Here is a 15,975-nt window from a genome sequence, read left to right as displayed (position 1 = left end):
GCGCGGGGTGTGTGGCGGCCGGGCAAAAAACGCTGTCATTTCCTTTAGCGTTTTTTGTTTGTTTATGTAAAAAGGAGTAGAATCAGATTGACAATAGTTATACATATTAATCACCTACTTAACAAAAGGAGCAGCCAATATGACCGACCAACCCGCAGAGCAGCAGTTAAAACCCTTCGAGCCGGTAACGCTGGGCGATAAAAAAGCAGAATTGAAAGTGTTTGAAAAAGCGGTTTTGGAGCATAAAGGCCGTGTCAGCCCCGAAGACTCCGGTTCTGCGCCCCTTCCTGAAAATTATCCCTACCGCACACGCATGAGCCGCAGCGTTTATGAAAAAGAAAAAAAGAAGCTGCAAATCGAGCTGTTGAAAGTGCAAAGCTGGGTGAAAGACACCGGCCAGCGCATCGTCGGCCTGTTTGAAGGGCGCGACGCCGCAGGCAAAGGCGGCACGATCAAACGTTATATGGAACATTTAAACCCGCGCGGCGCACGCGTGGTGGCTTTGGAAAAGCCTACCGAAACCGAACGCGGCCAATGGTATTTCCAACGCTATATCCAAAATCTGCCCACCGCCGGCGAAATCGTGTTTTTCGACCGTTCTTGGTACAACCGCGCCGGTGTAGAGCGTGTGATGGGCTTCTGCCAGCCGCACGAATACCTGCTGTTTATGCGCCAAACGCCCGAATTCGAGCGTATGCTGGTGGCCAGCGGTATCCATCTGTTTAAATTCTGGTTTTCGGTGAGCCGCGAAGAGCAGTTGCGCCGCTTTATTTCCCGCCGCGACGATCCGCTGAAACACTGGAAACTTTCGCCCGTGGATATTCAGTCGCTCGACCGCTGGGACGACTACACCGATGCGAAAAACGCGATGTTCTTCCACACGCACACCGGCGACGCACCGTGGACGATTATTAAATCAGACGATAAAAAACGCGCCCGCTTGAACTGTATCCGCTACTTCCTGCACTCTCTCGACTACCCGGGCAAAGACTTGAAAGCCATCGGCGAAGTGGACCCGCTGATTGTGAAAGTGCCGGACACCAAGTTCACCGATAATAATTTCGATATCATTGCCGATTAAGTTTCCGGCAACACACCCAAAGCGTCAGGCCGTCTGAAACGCATGGTTCAGACGGCCTTAAACTACCCGGATTCACCGCCCGACATAGTCAGTCAACTTAACAAATGCGTCATGCCGGAACATGACGGTTTTGTTATTAAATTGAAGCGGATGAACTATACCCTGCCCAGCTTTTTTCAGAAGCCCCGCCCGTATTTGATTATAATCGCCCTATTAATTATCGCCCCGCACCCGCCATGCTTTACCTCTACCAGTCCAACCGCCTCGAAGACTTAGCCGCCCTGTTTGCTCAGGTACACCGCCTGCAACCGCCCGAAAACCCTTTCGAGCCGGAAGAAATCGTGGTGCAGAGCCAAGGCATGCGGCGGTATCTCAACACCTATCTGGCGCGCGAAACCGGCATTGCGGCCAACCTGAATTTCAGCCTGCCCGCCGGCTTGGCATGGCAGCTGATGCGGCGGTTTATTCCGGGCATTCCCGCACTCAGCCCGTTTTTTCCCGAAGTGATGCGTTGGCGGCTGCTCGACCTGTTTCAAAGCAGCGGTTTTCAGACGGCCGCCGAATACCTTCCCGTGCATGAAGCCCTGCACAGCTATCTTGCCGACAGCCCTACCGCAGCCTACCAGCTTGCCGGACAACTGGCCGATATTTTCGACCAATACCTCGTGTACCGCCCGCAATGGATAGACGCTTGGCAGCAGGGCAAAACCGTCGGCTTGGGCGGCGACGAAGCATGGCAGGCCGTTTTGTGGCGTTATCTCGACGACGGCTCGCAACACACCCCGCACCGCGTCGGCTTGTGGCGGCAGCTGCTCGATTCGCTCGACCCGCAGCACCTGCCCCGCCGCTACTGTGTTTTCGGCATCGCCACCATGGCACCGATGTATCTGCAACTGTTGCAGGCGCTGGCCGAACATTGCGACGTGCACATTTTCGCGCTCAACCCCAGCAGCGGCTATTGGGGCAACGTAATTGAAGCGGCGCAAATCCTCCAACAGGAAGACGATGCCGATTTAAGCCTTTCCGGCCACCCGCTGCTCGCTTCGCTGGGCAAACAGGGGCGCGACTTTTTCGACGCGCTCACCGACATACCCAAACACGAAATTTCCGTATTCGACGAAGAACCTTTTCAGACGGCCCCGCCCACGCTGCTGCGGCGTTTGCAATACGACATCCAAACCCTGTCGATGCCGTCTGAAAACCCAAACGGCCTGCCCCAACCCGACTTAAACGACGGATCGATACAGGCCGTATCCGCGCACAGCCCCCTGCGCGAACTGCACATTCTCAAAGACAAACTGCTGCAAGTGCTCGATCAGCATCCCGATTGGCAGCCGCACGACATCGCCGTACTCACGCCCGATATCGAACCCTACAGCCCCTTTATCGAAGCCGTGTTCGGGCAACAGCAGGCAGGCAGCCGCGCCCTGCCCTATTCGGTATCCGACGTTAAAATCAGCCGCCGCCAACCCCTGTTTCAAGCACTCGCCCAAGCCCTGGAGCTGCTCGAAAGCCGTTTTGAAGTCAACCTGCTGCTGCCGCTGCTCGAAAACGACCTTGTGCTACAACGCTTCGAGCTGACCCGCGACGACCTGCCGCTGCTGCACGACACCATCGCCGCACTCAACGTACACTGGGGCACCGACGAACACATGCGCGGCGGCACCAACAATCTGTTTACTTGGCAACAAGGGCTGGAACGCCTCGCCCTCGGCTGGATGCTGCCCGAAAGCCGCCACCCGCTGTGGCAGCGCATCAGCGCATGGCACGCCAACCCCAACCACACCGCCGTACTCAGCCGCTTCAGCGCACTTATCCGCACCCTCACCGCAACCGCCCGCCTGTGGCGGCAACCCGCCTCCGTGCCGGAATGGACGGAACGCATCCGCAACCTTACTGCCGCCCTGACCGCCACCGATACCGACGGCCAATACGCTTGGCAGCGACTTACCCAAGCCCTCGCCCGCTGGCAGGAAGAAGCCGAACTGGCAGGCTTTAGCGGCACCTTGCCGCGCCAAACCGTTATCCGTCACATCGGCCGCTTTCTCGACAGCGAAAGCCAAGCCGGATTTCTACGCGGCGGCATCACCTTTTGCAGCATGGTGCCGATGCGCAGCCTGCCCTTCAAAATGATCTGCCTGCTCGGCCTCAACGACGGCGACTTCCCCCGCAACACCAAAGCCGCCGCCTTCGACCTCATCGCCCGCCACCCGCAAAAAGGCGACCGCGCCCGCCGCGACGACGACCGCTACCTGTTTCTCGAAGCCGTGATGAGCGCGCGCCATATCCTTTACCTATCCTATATCGGCCGCGACATCCGCACCGACCAGCCCCTTGCCCCCTCCGCCCTGCTCGGCGAACTCATCGACACCCTCGCCGCCATGACCGGCCGCTCTTCACAAGAGCTGCACAAACATTGGATAAAACAGCACCCGCTGCAACCCTTCTCGCACCGTTATTTCACCCCCGAAGCCCTTTCAGACGGCCTCGGCAGCACCCGCAGCGATTACGCCGAAGCCCTCAACCGCCCGCCCGAAACACCCTTGCCTTTCTTCAGTACGCCGCTGCAAGAAGCCGAACCCGCCCACACCGTTGCCCACCACGAATTTATCCGCTTTTGGAAAAACCCCGTCCGCAACTGGCTGCACAACACCCTGCATTGGCAGAAACCCTACCGCGACCAAGCATGGGATGCCGCCGAACCTTTCGAGCCGCAACAATCCGCACGCATCACCGCCGAATACACCGCCGCCCGCCGCCATAACGAAGACTTCGGCCGCCTCGAAAGCCGCCTGCAAGCCGAAAGCCTGCTGCCCGCAGGCGAATTGGGCGCACTGTGGCAAAACCGTTTCCAAACCGCCGCCAAATCGCTCGACCACACCTTAGTGACCAGCCCCAAACTGCCGCCCGCGCCCTACACCCTTACCGTCGGCGCGCACACCCTCGAAGGCAGCCTCAACCATCTTTACCGCCACGGGCAGATTTACTTCCCCGGTCAAGCATTCAAAGCGCCCGAACAGCTCGCCGTTTTACTCGAACATTTGATTTTCTGCGCCGTGAGGCCGTCTGAAACCGAACAGTACCAAACCCATATCCTGCTGCCCGAACAACCGCAAACCCTCATCGAGATTCCGCAACAAAAAGCAGCCGAAGCCCTGCAACAATGGCTGGAGTATTACCAAATAGGCCAAAGCCGCCCGCTGCCGTTCTTCCCGCGCGTGAATTACAAAGCTGCCCAAGAATGGAATAAAACCAACGACCAAAGTAAAGCCTTAAGCGAAGCCTATAAGCTTTACCACGGCGGCTCGCACACGGCCGGCCAAAAAAGCTATCCCGAAGTCGCGCTGGTGTTCGGCAGCGATGAAGAAGACCCCACCGCTTCCACCCTCTTTTGGAACATCACCGCAGACCTGCTCGCCCCTTTAATCGAACTCACCGCACCGCCGACGGAAAACGATTGAAAAAGGCCGTCTGAAACATAAGGCCGTCTGAAAGCGAACTTGCGAGCTTCGTTAAAACATTTCCGCCCCTTCACCCCAATTGGGAACCAAAGCTTTCAGACGGCCTCATACCTTAACCCCGAACAGAAACACACCCGCCTGCTCAGGCAGCTAAAAAGCCCCGCAATTTATGGCATAATAAGCACCCGTTTTCCTTCGGCAGGCAACAACCAAAACCGCCCGCCCCGGTGAAGCCCAACGCAACGCCACCACAGATTAAGCACCGGCTTCCCGTATCCTGATCACAACACAACGCCCTACCCGACCGTTAACCCATTCAGACGGCATCCGCCAACAAAACAGGCCGTCTGAAACGAAAACAAAAGTACAAAACCATGAACCCGACTTTCTCATCTCTCGGCTTGGGCAGCGAAATCGTTGCCGCCCTCACCGACCAAGGCTACGAAACCCCCACGCCGATTCAGGCCGCCGCCATTCCCAAGGCCTTGGCCGGACACGACCTTCTCGCCGCCGCCCAAACCGGCACCGGCAAAACCGCCGCCTTCATGCTGCCCAGCCTCGAGCGGCTCAAACGCTACGCCACCCCCAGCACCTCCCCCGCCATGCACCCCGTGCGCATGCTGGTGCTGACCCCCACCCGCGAGCTGGCCGACCAAATCGACCAAAACGTACAAAACTACATTAAAAACCTGCCGTTGCGCCACACCGTACTTTTCGGCGGCGTCAACATGGACAAACAAACCGCCGACCTGCGCGCCGGCTGCGAAATCGTCGTCGCCACCGTCGGCCGCCTGCTCGACCATGTAAAACAAAAAAACATCAACTTCAGCAAAGTCGAAATCGTCGTACTCGACGAAGCCGACCGTATGCTCGACATGGGCTTTATCGACGACATCCGCACCATCATGCAGATGCTGCCGAAGCAACGCCAAACCCTACTGTTTTCCGCCACCTTCGCCCCGCCCATCCGCAAGCTGGCGCAAGACTTCATGAACAGCCCCGAGCAAGTGGAAGTGGCCGCCCAAAACACCACCAACGCCAACGTCGAACAGCACGTTATCGCCGTCGACACCATGCGCAAGCGCAACCTGCTCGAACGGCTGATCGTCGATTTATGCATGAACCAAGTGATTGTGTTCTGCAAAACCAAACAAAGCGTCGACCAAGTAACCCGCGATCTCCTGCGCCGCCAAATCGCCGCCCAAGCCATTCACGGCGACAAATCGCAGCAAAACCGTCTCGAAACCCTCAACGCCTTCAAAGAAGGCTCGCTGCGCGTGCTGGTTGCCACCGACGTAGCCGCCCGCGGTCTCGACATCGCCGAACTGCCCTTCGTCATCAACTACGAACTGCCCACCCAGCCCGAAGACTACGTCCACCGCATCGGGCGCACCGGACGCGCCGGTGCCGACGGCGTAGCCATCTCATTGATGGACGAACAAGAACAAAAAATGTTCGAAGCTATCAAAGAGCTGACCGGCAGCACCATCGAAGTAGAACGCATCGAAGGCTTCGAACCGAGCTGGTGGGGCAACCCCGCCGAAACCGTTGCCGCACCGGCTGCTTCAACACGCAGCCGCCGCGAACGCAGCGAGCGCAGCGAACGCCCTCCCCGCGAAGCCCGCCAACGCGACAGCCGCAACGAACGCCAAGCCGAACGCGCCACCGACCCCGGAGCAGCCTGCGGCAAAATCGCCGGACGCAGCCGCCGCAGCCGCCGCGAACGCCCCCAATGCGCTTTGCTCCAACCCAATTACGGCGCTTGACTGGCTACATAACCTGAAACGGCGGGCGGAGATGCCGCCCTACTGTGATTACTGTTTCAAAACCAAAGGCCGTCTGAAAATTTCAGACGGCCTTTACAATTACCTTAATTCAATAAGGTTTCAAACTCAACAACGACTTATGCTTTGTAATCGCTGAAGTCCAACAAACCGGGTTGGCCCATAGCGGGGTCGGTTTTGTAGGCAGCCATTGCGTCGGCAACAGTCATACCCAGAGCTTTGGCAACACCTTCACCGTAAGCCGGATCGCAAGCATAGCAGTTGCGGATGTGGCGGTGTTTGATGAAGTCCAGCGCATCACCCATACCGGCAGCCGTGTTTTTGAACAGGGCTTCTTTCTGCTCGTTGTTCATCAAGTTGAACAAGGCACGCGGTTGGCTGAAGTAGTCTGAGTCGTCTTCACGGTAGTTCCAATGTGCCGCATCACCGTTGATTTTCAAAGGCGGCTCGGCGTATTGGGCTTGGTCTTGCCATTGGCCGAAGCTGTTCGGCTCGTAATGCAGGGTGCTGCCGTAGTTTCCGTCAACACGGCCTTGACCGTCGCGGGCATTGCTGTGTACGGGGCAGCGCGGTGCGTTCACCGGAATTTGATGGTGGTTCACACCCAAGCGGTAACGCTGTGCGTCGGCATAGTTAAACAAGCGGGCTTGCAACATGCGGTCGGGAGATACGCTGATACCGGGAACCAGATTGCTCGGTGCAAAGGCAGACTGCTCAACATCGGCAAAGAAGTTTTCAGGGTTGCGGTTCAGTTCGAACTCACCTACTTCGATCAGCGGGTAATCGCCTTTGGGCCATACTTTGGTCAAGTCAAACGGATGGTAAGGCACTTTTTCTGCGTCGGCTTCAGGCATCACTTGGATATACATGGTCCATTTCGGGAAATCGCCTTTCTCGATAGACTCATACAGGTCGCGCTGATGGCTTTCGCGGTCATCGGCAATGATTGCGGCAGCTTCTTCGTTAGTCAGGTTTTTAATGCCTTGTTGGGTACGGAAATGGAATTTCACCCAGAAACGCTCGTTTTGTGCATTAATGAAGCTGTAAGTATGGCTGCCGAAACCGTGCATGTGACGGTAAGAAGCAGGAATACCGCGGTCGCTCATCACAACGGTTACTTGGTGGAAGGCTTCGGGCAGAAGGGTCCAGAAGTCCCAGTTGTTGGTGGCGGAACGCATATTGGTGCGCGGATCGCGTTTTACCGCTTTGTTCAAATCGGGGAATTTACGCGGGTCACGCATGAAGAATACGGGCGTGTTGTTACCCACCATATCCCAGTTGCCTTCTTCAGTGTAGAACTTCAGGGCGAAACCGCGGATGTCGCGCTCGGCATCGGCCGCACCGCGCTCACCGGCTACTGTGGTAAAGCGGGCGAACATTTCGGTTTTTTTGCCTACTTGGCTGAAAATTTTGGCTTTGGTATATTGAGTGATGTCGTGGGTAACGGTGAACGTACCGAAAGCACCGGAACCTTTAGCGTGCATACGACGCTCGGGAATCACTTCGCGCACGAAGTTGGCCAGTTTTTCATGAAGCCATATATCTTGAGTCAACAGCGGGCCGCGCGGACCGGCAGACAGGCTGTTTTGGTTATCGGCAACGGGCGCGCCGTTGTTCATGGTTAAGTGGGTTACAGGACATTTGGACATGGTTTGTGCTCCTTAAAAAATGTCGATAGTTTAAAAAAAAATGTGTGTGTGTTTGTTCAGCGTACAACAGCAAATGTTATCTAAAACGATGGCAGAAGCCCTTTATTTCATTTGCTTTAATCTATGGATCGAACTATACAGCAAGATTTTCGCTATTAAAACTATGGCTTCGATTTAATTTAGTTATTTTAAATCAAAAATTGAATACCAATAGTTTATTTTAACATTATCGAACCTTTTTATTTTGACGTAAAATACAGGTTATCACACCACCATAACACAAAAAATCATGCAAGCAACCGTTTATTTAGAAGATAACGAATACATCGCTTTGTGCGACCTGTTGAAATTGGCCGGCCTGACCGACAGCGGCGGGCAAGCCAAAGCAGCCATTGCCGCAGGCGAAGTATTGCGCAACGGCGAAACGGAAACCCGTAAAACAGCCAAGATACGCGGTGGCGATGTCATTGAGTTCGACGGCGCGGTGTTGGAGATATTAGATGGATACGACCCCGAAACTTAAAGCGGAAGATTTGCTCCCCGAACCCATCCGGCCCGAAGCATGGGAATGCTGCGGCAGCGATTGCGGCGATGCCTGCATTCAAACGATTTATTGGAATGAAAAGGCCAAATACGACGAACAGCAGAAAATCTGGCGCGAGCAACAGGCCGCTGAAAACAACAGCTCTCAAGAATAAAACATGCCGAAAAGCTCAGGCGGGTTGTGTACAGTCAATCAACTTGCTTTTACGACACTGCCTATCCATAAAGTGAGGCCGTCTGAATGGTTTTTTCAGACGGCCTTACGTTTGATTGATGCCTGTTGTCTCCCAGGTTAAAAGCTTTGCAACAACCGGTTGCAGCACTTTTACATTTTTACGGTTACAGGAAGGCAGCCTTCATCAAGCATCAATGTTTTGGGCCACCAACGCATTGTTTTCGATAAACGCACGGCGTGGCTCGACTTCGTCGCCCATCAAGGTAACAAACACTTCATCGGCGGCAATTGCGTCTTCAATGCGTACTTTGAGCAAACGGCGCACGGCGGGATCCATCGTGGTTTCCCACAACTGCTCGGGGTTCATCTCGCCCAAACCTTTGTAACGCTGGATAGTCATACCTTTTTGAGCGTTTGTCATCAAAATATTCAAAGCGTCTTCAAAATCAGCAATATCGTATTCGTTTTCACCTTTATACAATTTGGCGTTTTCCCCCACCAAGCCTTTGAGCATGGCGGCGGTTTGCGACAAGGTTTGATAAGCCTTGCTGCCTGCAAACTTCGGTTCGATATAGCTGACCATCACATTACCGTGCAGCTTGCGGGTAATTTTAATGAAGTGTCCGCCTTCGTGACCGTCCACCCGCTCCAAAGCCACTTCTTTTTCATTCAGCAGCGAACCTAATGAAGCGATGGCCGCATCGGTACTTTCTGCCGACGACAAATCCACAGGCTCGGCATGCAGCATGGCTTTGAGCACCAAATCATCAATAACGCGGCTTTCTTGCTCCACCACGTTTCTGGCCAATAAAAACTGCTTGGCCACTTTTGCCAATTCTTCACCTTCAATGGTGCGGCCGTCTGAAACGATTTTGGCTTTATCCAATGCCAAACCGAGCAGCCATTGGTCTTTCTCAAATTCGTCTTTCAAATAACGTTCCTGCTTGCCGTGCTTGGCTTTATACAGCGGCGGCTGGGCGATATAGATGTAGCCGCGCTCGACCAACTCCGGCATCTGACGGTAGAAGAAAGTGAGCAGCAAGGTGCGGATGTGCGCGCCGTCCACATCGGCATCGGTCATGATGATAATACGGTGGTAACGCAGTTTTTCGGGATTGAACTCTTCTTTGCCGATGCCCGCGCCCAAAGCGGTAATCAGAGTGGCAACCTCTTGGCTGGCCAGCATTTTTTCAAAGCGGGCTTTTTCTACGTTGAGAATCTTGCCTTTCAGCGGCAGAATGGCTTGGAATTTACGGTCGCGGCCTTGTTTTGCAGAGCCGCCGGCCGAATCCCCCTCGACCAGATACAACTCGGATAAAGCGGGGTCTTTTTCCTGACAGTCTGCCAACTTGCCCGGCAAACCCAAGCCGTCCATCACGCCTTTTCTGCGGGTAATTTCGCGGGCTTTGCGGGCGGCTTCGCGGGCACGCGCGGCATCAACGATTTTGCTGCAAATGGTTTTGGCTTCGTTGGGGTTTTCTTCGAGAAAGTCGGTTAAGGCTTGGCTGATGACTTCGTTAACCACGGGGCCGATTTCGCTGGAAACGAGTTTGTCTTTGGTTTGCGAAGAAAATTTCGGGTCGGGCAATTTAACCGACAGTACGCAAGTCAAACCTTCGCGCATATCGTCGCCGCTGGTATCGACTTTGGCTTTTTTGGCAATTTCGTTGGCTTCGATATAGCTGTTGATGGTGCGGGTCATCACTTGGCGCAACGCGGTTAAATGGGTGCCGCCGTCGCGCTGGGGAATGTTGTTGGTGAAGCACTGCACGGATTCTTGATAGCTGTCGTTCCATTGCATGGCCACTTCAACGCCCATGCCGTCTTTTTCGCCGGAGGCATAGAAGATTTTTTCGTGCAGCGGCGTTTTTTTGCGGTTCATGTATTGAACGAAACCGGCCACACCGCCGGAGAATGCGAAGTCTTCCTCTTTGCCGTCGCGCATATCGGTAAGTTTGATGCCCACACCGTTGTTCAAAAACGATAACTCGCGGATACGCTTGGCCAAAATATCGAAATGGTATTCCACTTCGCCGAAGGTTTCTTCGCTGGCAAGAAACTGCACTTTGGTGCCGGTATGGCCTTCGGGCGCATCGCCCAGCACTTTAAGCGGCTCGACAGCCACGCCGCGGCGGAATTCGACAAAATGCTCTTTGCCTTCCCGATAGATGGTCAAACGCAACCAATCGGACAGTGCGTTTACCACCGATACGCCCACACCGTGCAGGCCGCCTGAAATTTTATAGCTGTTGTTATCGAATTTTCCGCCCGCATGCAAAACGGTCATAATCACTTCGGCGGCAGAACGCCCTTCTTTGGGATGGATGCCGGTAGGAATACCGCGGCCGTTGTCTTCGATGGTGATGGAATTGTCGGCATTGACGGCCACGGTGATTTTGTCGCAATGGCCGGCCAGTGCTTCGTCGATGGCGTTGTCCAGCACTTCAAACACCATATGGTGCAGGCCGGAGCCGTCTTGCGTGTCGCCGATATACATACCCGGACGTTTGCGTACCGCATCCAAACCTTCGAGCACCTGTATGCTCTCGGCACCGTATTCTTGTTGCTGCTGGGTCATAATCGATTCTTTTCTTGCTGATGTAAACTGGCTGTGTTGCTTGAAAAACCGCGGGGCGAAAAAGTGTTGCCGAGCGGAAAAATAACTTGCGGATTATACCCGAATTCCCATGTATTTTCAGCGTTTTTAAGCGTTTTTGCATAGTTTGGAAATCGTTTGCAGGCCAAACGGCATAAAAACAAAAAGGCCGTCTGAAAAAACTTTTTCAGACGGCCTCCGTTATGCTCCCAACATGCCTGCATTATGAAACCACTTCGCCTGCCGCACGTTGTTTTTCAATACTTTTATTGATATACCACTGCTGGAAAATAGTCAGAATATTATTCACTACCCAGTAAAGCACCAAACCTGCGGGGAAGAAGAAGAACATTACCGAGAAAATAACCGGCATGATTTTCATCATTTTCGCCTGCATCGGATCGGTGGGCGGCGGGTTTAAATACGTTTGAATGAACATGGTAGCCGCCATGATAATCGGCAGAATAAACCACGGGTCGGGACGGCTCAAATCGGTAATCCAACCGATCCACGGAGCTTGGCGCAACTCTACCGAAGAGAAAATCGCCCAATACAAACCGATGAATACAGGGATTTGCAGCAGCATAGGCAAACAGCCGCCGAGCGGGTTGATTTTCTCGTCTTTATACATCTGCATCATGGCCTGCTGCATCGCCATACGGTCGTCGCCGTATTTCTCTTTCAAAGCCTGCAAACGCGGAGCGACGGCACGCATTTTGGCCATCGAACGGTAAGAAGCATTGGTGAGCGGATACAGAATCGCTTTCACAATAATGGTAAGCAAAACAATCGCCCAACCCCAGTTGCCTACAAAACCGTGCAGCTTGTCAAGCAGCCAGAACAACGGTGAAGCGAAAATATGCACTTTGCCGTAATCCTTAGCCAATTGCAGATTGTCTGCCACTTTACTGATCACGCTGGTGGTTTGCGGGCCGGCATATAAGCCTACGGGAAAATCGAGTTTAGAACCGTTTTGAATGGCGGGCATCGGCACACGCACGGAAGCCGAATACAAATTGTCGCTGCGGCGTTTCAAATCGATTTGGCAGGCACCTGCGGCACAAACGCTTTGGCCGTCTTTAGGCTGCAGAATCCAAGTAGACATGAAGTAATGCTGAATCATGCCCAGCCAGCCGCTGTCGGTTTTGCGCACATATTCGGCTTGATCTTTGCCGGATTGGTAATCGTCGTCCAAATCATCGAACGGCACTTTTTCAAACTCGCCCGACGGGGTATAGACCACAGGGCCTGCGTAGGTTTGGTTGAAATAACCTTCGCCTTCCGGTTTGCTGTTGTCTCTCAGCAAACGGTACACGGCATCCAATTTCACCGGCGCGCCGCTATTGTTGGTTACGTCGTAACGCACGTCGATCAGGTAGCTGCCTTTAGTGAAGGTGTAGATTTTATTGATGTTCAAGCCGGCGGTTTCGGGCGCGCTTAAACGCACTTCCACTTTGTCGCCGTTGAGGCTGTATTGTTTTTGCGGTGCAGTAAATGCAATATCTTTCAACACGTTTTGGCCGTCTGAATTTAACAATTCGGACTGAGCCACATAAGTGTAGGCTTTGCTGTCGTTAAACAGCACGAAATCTTTGCTTTCATCGCTGCTGGCATTGTATTTCAACAAAGTCAGGCCGCGCAGATCGCCGGTTTTTTCATCAATCACCGCTTTAACCGTATCGGTTGTTACGGTAACCGGCACGGACGGCGTTAATGCGGCCGCAGCCGGAACTGCTTGGTTTGGCGCCGCTTGGTTTTGTACGGCCTGTTGCCGGGCAGGATTAGGTTTGGGCGTCGGGAACATCTGCTCCCACCCAAACAAAATCGCCGCTGCAATGGCGAAAAATATGACAAGTCTTTTAGTTTCCATAGAATATCCTAATGGTACTGTGAGTGCGCGACCCGCAAGCCGCCGCCTGTTTCAAAGTGGTTCGGGTCAAACTTTAGCCCCAAGCCAAACAAGCACCGTTTGTTTCGGACGGCATTATATAAAAAACCGATAACGGCCGGCCGAACAATATTCCTACTGCACATCAAGGTAGGGGATCATGCCCGCAGCCGCCCCACGGATGGCAACGGGCAATGCGCTTTAATGCCAGCCAGCCGCCTTTGAATGCCCCGTATTTTTTTACCGCTTCTACCGCATACTGCGAACAGGTCGGCGTATAGCGGCAACGCGGCGGAATCAGCGGGCTAATGGCATACTGGTAAAAACGGATCAACGCCAACAACAATTTGGCAGGTATGTTTTTGAGCTTCAGCATTTCCGCATCAGCCCGGCCAATTGCCGCCGGGCTTCATCGGCATTGCTGCGGTCGAACCGCTGGCGGACGCGAACCACAAAATCATACGGCGGCAAAGTTGTTTTGTGGCAACGGAACCATTCGCGTATCACCCGCTTCATATAATTGCGCTCATGTGCGCGTTTGGCGTTTTTTTTGCTGACCACCAATCCCAAACGGGCATGCGGCAAACCGTTTTCCGACAGGAAAAACACTTGCAGCATCGGTGCGCTCCGTTGTTTTTTAAACGCAAAAACGGATGAAAAGTCATCCGTTTTCAATAAGCGGTAACGCTTGGCGAAGCCTTGGCTCAAGTTACACAGCCAAACGTTTGCGGCCTTTGGCACGACGCGCAGCCAAAACGGCGCGGCCGCCACGGGTTTTAGAGCGTACCAAGAAACCGTGGGTGCGTTTGCGGCGGGTAACGGAAGGTTGATAAGTGCGTTTCATGTCTGTTTCCTAAGTTTTTTCAGAAAATTAAACCGCGAATTACACCTTAAATATCCGCTTTTGTCAATTAAAAAAGCAGCTTGAGACCTGTGCAAAACCCTTAAACGCAAAAGCAGCCCAAGACACAGCAGCAAGGCGAGTGCAAACGTATCATTATAGATACGCAAGCAAAGGGGCGACGTACAACTCAAAAAAGTGTCTCAGACGCGAATTTACAAAAGTTTCAGGCTTGGCGCCGGTGTTGCGAAAATGGCGGTTGTGGATAATTTTCGGTATAATCCGCCGAATCTGTCCACCTATGCAACAGGCCGTCTGAAAAATCAATAATTTATTGTTTAACAAAACTTTTTCACAGACTCCCTGTCGTTATACACAACCGCACATCAGGCAATCCACAATATGACGCTTGCAGAATTTTGGCCGCAATGCCTCCGCCGACTTCACGACACCCTTCCGATGCAACAGTTCCAAACCTGGATTGCACCGTTGACCGTTGGCGAAGAAAACGGCACTTGGGTGGTTTACTGTAAAAACCAATTTACCGTAAACATGCTCAAAAACAGCTTTTCTGCCGCCATCGAAGCCGCGCGCGCAGAGTTGGCGCCCGACATGCCCGCCCTGCTGTTTAAAGCCGGCAGCGGGCAAAGCTATACCATCGCCCCGCAAGCGGATAAACAAGTTAACACAACAGCGGCAAAGGTTTCAGACGGCCTCGACAGCCATACCGAAGCACCTACGATGCCGTCTGAAAACAAAGCGGCAACAGCCAGCAAACCTGCCTCAGCCAAAAGCGCCCAAGATATTTTGGCCGAGCGCATGAAGCATTTGCCCGCCGAAGGCAGCCGCAGCAAAAAAACCGTTGTAGAAAACAAACCCGCAGCCAAACCCAAAAGCGTGCCTGCGCAACCTAAAGAAGACCACTACGCGCAAACCAACCTTTCATCCGACTACACTTTTGAAACTTTAGTAGAAGGTAAGGGAAACCGCATCGCCGCAGCTGCCGCACAATCTATTGCCGAAAACCCCGGGCAGGGCTACAACCCTTTCTTCCTTTACGGCAGCACCGGTTTGGGCAAAACCCATTTGGTTCAGGCCATCGGCAACGAGCTGCTGAAAAACAAACCCGATGCCAAAGTGCGCTACATGCACTCCGATGATTATGTGCGCAGCTTTATGAATGCCGTGCGCACCAACAGTTATGACGTATTCAAACAACAATACAAACAATACGACCTCTTAATCATCGACGACATCCAGTTTATTAAGGGCAAAGACCGTACAATGGAAGAGTTTTTCTATTTGTACAACCATTTCCACAACAAGAAAAAACAGCTCATTCTTACCTGCGACGTATTGCCCACCAAAATCGAAGACATGGATGCCCGCCTGAAATCACGATTTTCATGGGGGCTGACGCTCGAACTGGAGCCGCCCGAGCTGGAAATGCGCGTGGCCATTTTGCAGAAAAAAGCCGAAACCGCCGGTGTCGATTTAAACGAAGACGCCGCCTTTTTCATTGCCAACCTCATCCGCTCCAACGTGCGCGAACTCGAAGGCGCATTCAACCGCGTGAGTGCCAGCAGCCGCTTTTTAAACAAACCGATCGACATCGATTTGGCACGAAACGCCCTGCAAGACATCGTAGCCAGCTCGTATAAAGTGATTACCGCCGACCTGATTATCGATGCCACCGCAAAATACTACCGCATCAAGATGAGTGATATAGTAGGCAAAAAACGCACACGGAATATCGCCCGCCCGCGCCAGATTGCCATGAGCCTCACCAAAGAGCTGACCAATCTGAGCCTGCCCAGCATAGGCGACGCCTTCGGCGGCCGCGACCACACCACCGTGATGCACGGCGTAAAAGCCATAGCCAAACTGCGCGAAGAAGACCCCGAATTGGCGCAGGATTACGAAAAACTGTTAATTATTATCCAAAACTGATTAGCCC

The 15,975-nt window shown here is 53.5% G+C and carries 12 protein-coding genes; 6 read left to right on the top strand and 6 right to left on the bottom strand.

The window, feature by feature from the left end; translation table 11 throughout:
• The first annotated feature begins 139 nt into the window (after positions 1-139).
• From ppk2 to LVJ88_RS01320, 3 genes are all read left to right on the top strand, one after another.
• Entirely contained in the window at positions 140-1,081 is a 942-nt protein-coding gene (gene ppk2, locus LVJ88_RS01330) for a polyphosphate kinase 2 (RefSeq protein WP_085355947.1), read from the top strand.
• Between the two features lie 236 nt (positions 1,082-1,317).
• Positions 1,318-4,542 carry an exodeoxyribonuclease V subunit gamma gene (gene recC / locus LVJ88_RS01325; protein ID WP_085418964.1) on the top strand — a complete coding sequence of 1,075 codons (3,225 nt, stop codon included), beginning with the start codon at positions 1,318-1,320 and terminating at the stop codon, positions 4,540-4,542.
• A gap of 374 nt (positions 4,543-4,916) precedes the next feature.
• On the top strand, positions 4,917-6,308 hold the full coding sequence (locus tag LVJ88_RS01320) for a DEAD/DEAH box helicase (protein ID WP_244694177.1): 1,392 nt from the start codon (positions 4,917-4,919) through the stop codon (positions 6,306-6,308).
• A 137-nt stretch (positions 6,309-6,445) separates the two neighbouring features.
• On the opposite strand, the gene LVJ88_RS01315 is transcribed toward LVJ88_RS01320, so the two are convergent.
• On the bottom strand, positions 6,446-7,975 hold the full coding sequence (locus LVJ88_RS01315) for a catalase (RefSeq protein ID WP_085356937.1): 1,530 nt from the start codon (positions 7,973-7,975) through the stop codon (positions 6,446-6,448).
• A gap of 289 nt (positions 7,976-8,264) precedes the next feature.
• On the opposite strand from LVJ88_RS01315, the gene LVJ88_RS01310 reads away from it, so the two are divergent.
• Positions 8,265-8,498: an RNA-binding S4 domain-containing protein gene (locus tag LVJ88_RS01310; protein WP_054599456.1), complete on the top strand. Its 234-nt coding sequence runs from the start codon at positions 8,265-8,267 to the stop codon at positions 8,496-8,498.
• Positions 8,476-8,673: a hypothetical protein gene (locus LVJ88_RS01305; RefSeq protein ID WP_054599455.1), complete on the top strand. Its 198-nt coding sequence runs from the start codon at positions 8,476-8,478 to the stop codon at positions 8,671-8,673. Before LVJ88_RS01310 ends, LVJ88_RS01305 begins: the two co-directional genes overlap by 23 nt.
• Positions 8,674-8,877: 204 nt before the next feature.
• Here LVJ88_RS01305 and gyrB read toward each other — a convergent pair whose 3' ends face one another.
• From gyrB to rpmH, 5 genes are all read right to left on the bottom strand, one after another.
• On the bottom strand, positions 8,878-11,271 hold the full coding sequence (gyrB, locus tag LVJ88_RS01300; RefSeq protein WP_085418018.1) for a DNA topoisomerase (ATP-hydrolyzing) subunit B: 2,394 nt from the start codon (positions 11,269-11,271) through the stop codon (positions 8,878-8,880).
• A 241-nt stretch (positions 11,272-11,512) separates the two neighbouring features.
• Positions 11,513-13,159 (bottom strand): membrane protein insertase YidC, encoded by a 1,647-nt coding sequence (yidC, locus tag LVJ88_RS01295; protein WP_085359729.1) that lies wholly within the window; start codon positions 13,157-13,159, stop codon positions 11,513-11,515.
• 163 nt (positions 13,160-13,322) lie between these two features.
• Positions 13,323-13,553 (bottom strand): membrane protein insertion efficiency factor YidD, encoded by a 231-nt coding sequence (gene yidD / locus LVJ88_RS01290; protein ID WP_085356941.1) that lies wholly within the window; start codon positions 13,551-13,553, stop codon positions 13,323-13,325.
• A complete protein-coding gene (gene rnpA, locus LVJ88_RS01285) occupies positions 13,547-13,885 on the bottom strand; it encodes a ribonuclease P protein component (RefSeq protein WP_085418020.1) in 339 nt (112 codons plus the stop codon). The genes yidD and rnpA overlap by 7 nt, the downstream gene beginning before the upstream one ends.
• 1 nt (position 13,886) lies before the next feature.
• A complete protein-coding gene (gene rpmH / locus LVJ88_RS01280) occupies positions 13,887-14,021 on the bottom strand; it encodes a 50S ribosomal protein L34 (RefSeq protein ID WP_004283944.1) in 135 nt (44 codons plus the stop codon).
• 399 nt (positions 14,022-14,420) lie between these two features.
• Between rpmH and dnaA the strand changes: the two genes are divergently transcribed.
• Positions 14,421-15,968 carry a chromosomal replication initiator protein DnaA gene (dnaA, locus tag LVJ88_RS01275; RefSeq protein WP_085418021.1) on the top strand — a complete coding sequence of 516 codons (1,548 nt, stop codon included), beginning with the start codon at positions 14,421-14,423 and terminating at the stop codon, positions 15,966-15,968.
• The last annotated feature ends 7 nt before the right edge of the window (positions 15,969-15,975 follow it).

This window comes from Neisseria dumasiana, from assembly GCF_022870885.1.
In the GTDB taxonomy this organism is placed as follows: domain Bacteria; phylum Pseudomonadota; class Gammaproteobacteria; order Burkholderiales; family Neisseriaceae; genus Neisseria; species Neisseria dumasiana.
Note: the sequence above shows the minus strand (reverse complement) of the source record. Positions and strands in the feature narration are given on the sequence as shown.

Excerpts from the sequence above, each read along its gene's own strand:
- ppk2 (WP_085355947.1), top strand. The coding sequence starts at position 140 with ATGACCGACCAACCCGCAGAGCAGCAGTTAAAACCCTTCGAGCCGGTA.
- recC (WP_085418964.1), top strand. The coding sequence starts at position 1,318 with ATGCTTTACCTCTACCAGTCCAACCGCCTCGAAGACTTAGCCGCCCTG.
- LVJ88_RS01320 (WP_244694177.1), top strand. The coding sequence starts at position 4,917 with ATGAACCCGACTTTCTCATCTCTCGGCTTGGGCAGCGAAATCGTTGCC.
- LVJ88_RS01315 (WP_085356937.1), bottom strand. The coding sequence starts at position 7,975 with ATGTCCAAATGTCCTGTAACCCACTTAACCATGAACAACGGCGCGCCC.
- LVJ88_RS01310 (WP_054599456.1), top strand. The coding sequence starts at position 8,265 with ATGCAAGCAACCGTTTATTTAGAAGATAACGAATACATCGCTTTGTGC.
- LVJ88_RS01305 (WP_054599455.1), top strand. The coding sequence starts at position 8,476 with ATGGATACGACCCCGAAACTTAAAGCGGAAGATTTGCTCCCCGAACCC.
- gyrB (WP_085418018.1), bottom strand. The coding sequence starts at position 11,271 with ATGACCCAGCAGCAACAAGAATACGGTGCCGAGAGCATACAGGTGCTC.
- yidC (WP_085359729.1), bottom strand. The coding sequence starts at position 13,159 with ATGGAAACTAAAAGACTTGTCATATTTTTCGCCATTGCAGCGGCGATT.
- yidD (WP_085356941.1), bottom strand. The coding sequence starts at position 13,553 with ATGCTGAAGCTCAAAAACATACCTGCCAAATTGTTGTTGGCGTTGATC.
- rpmH (WP_004283944.1), bottom strand. The coding sequence starts at position 14,021 with ATGAAACGCACTTATCAACCTTCCGTTACCCGCCGCAAACGCACCCAC.
- dnaA (WP_085418021.1), top strand. The coding sequence starts at position 14,421 with ATGACGCTTGCAGAATTTTGGCCGCAATGCCTCCGCCGACTTCACGAC.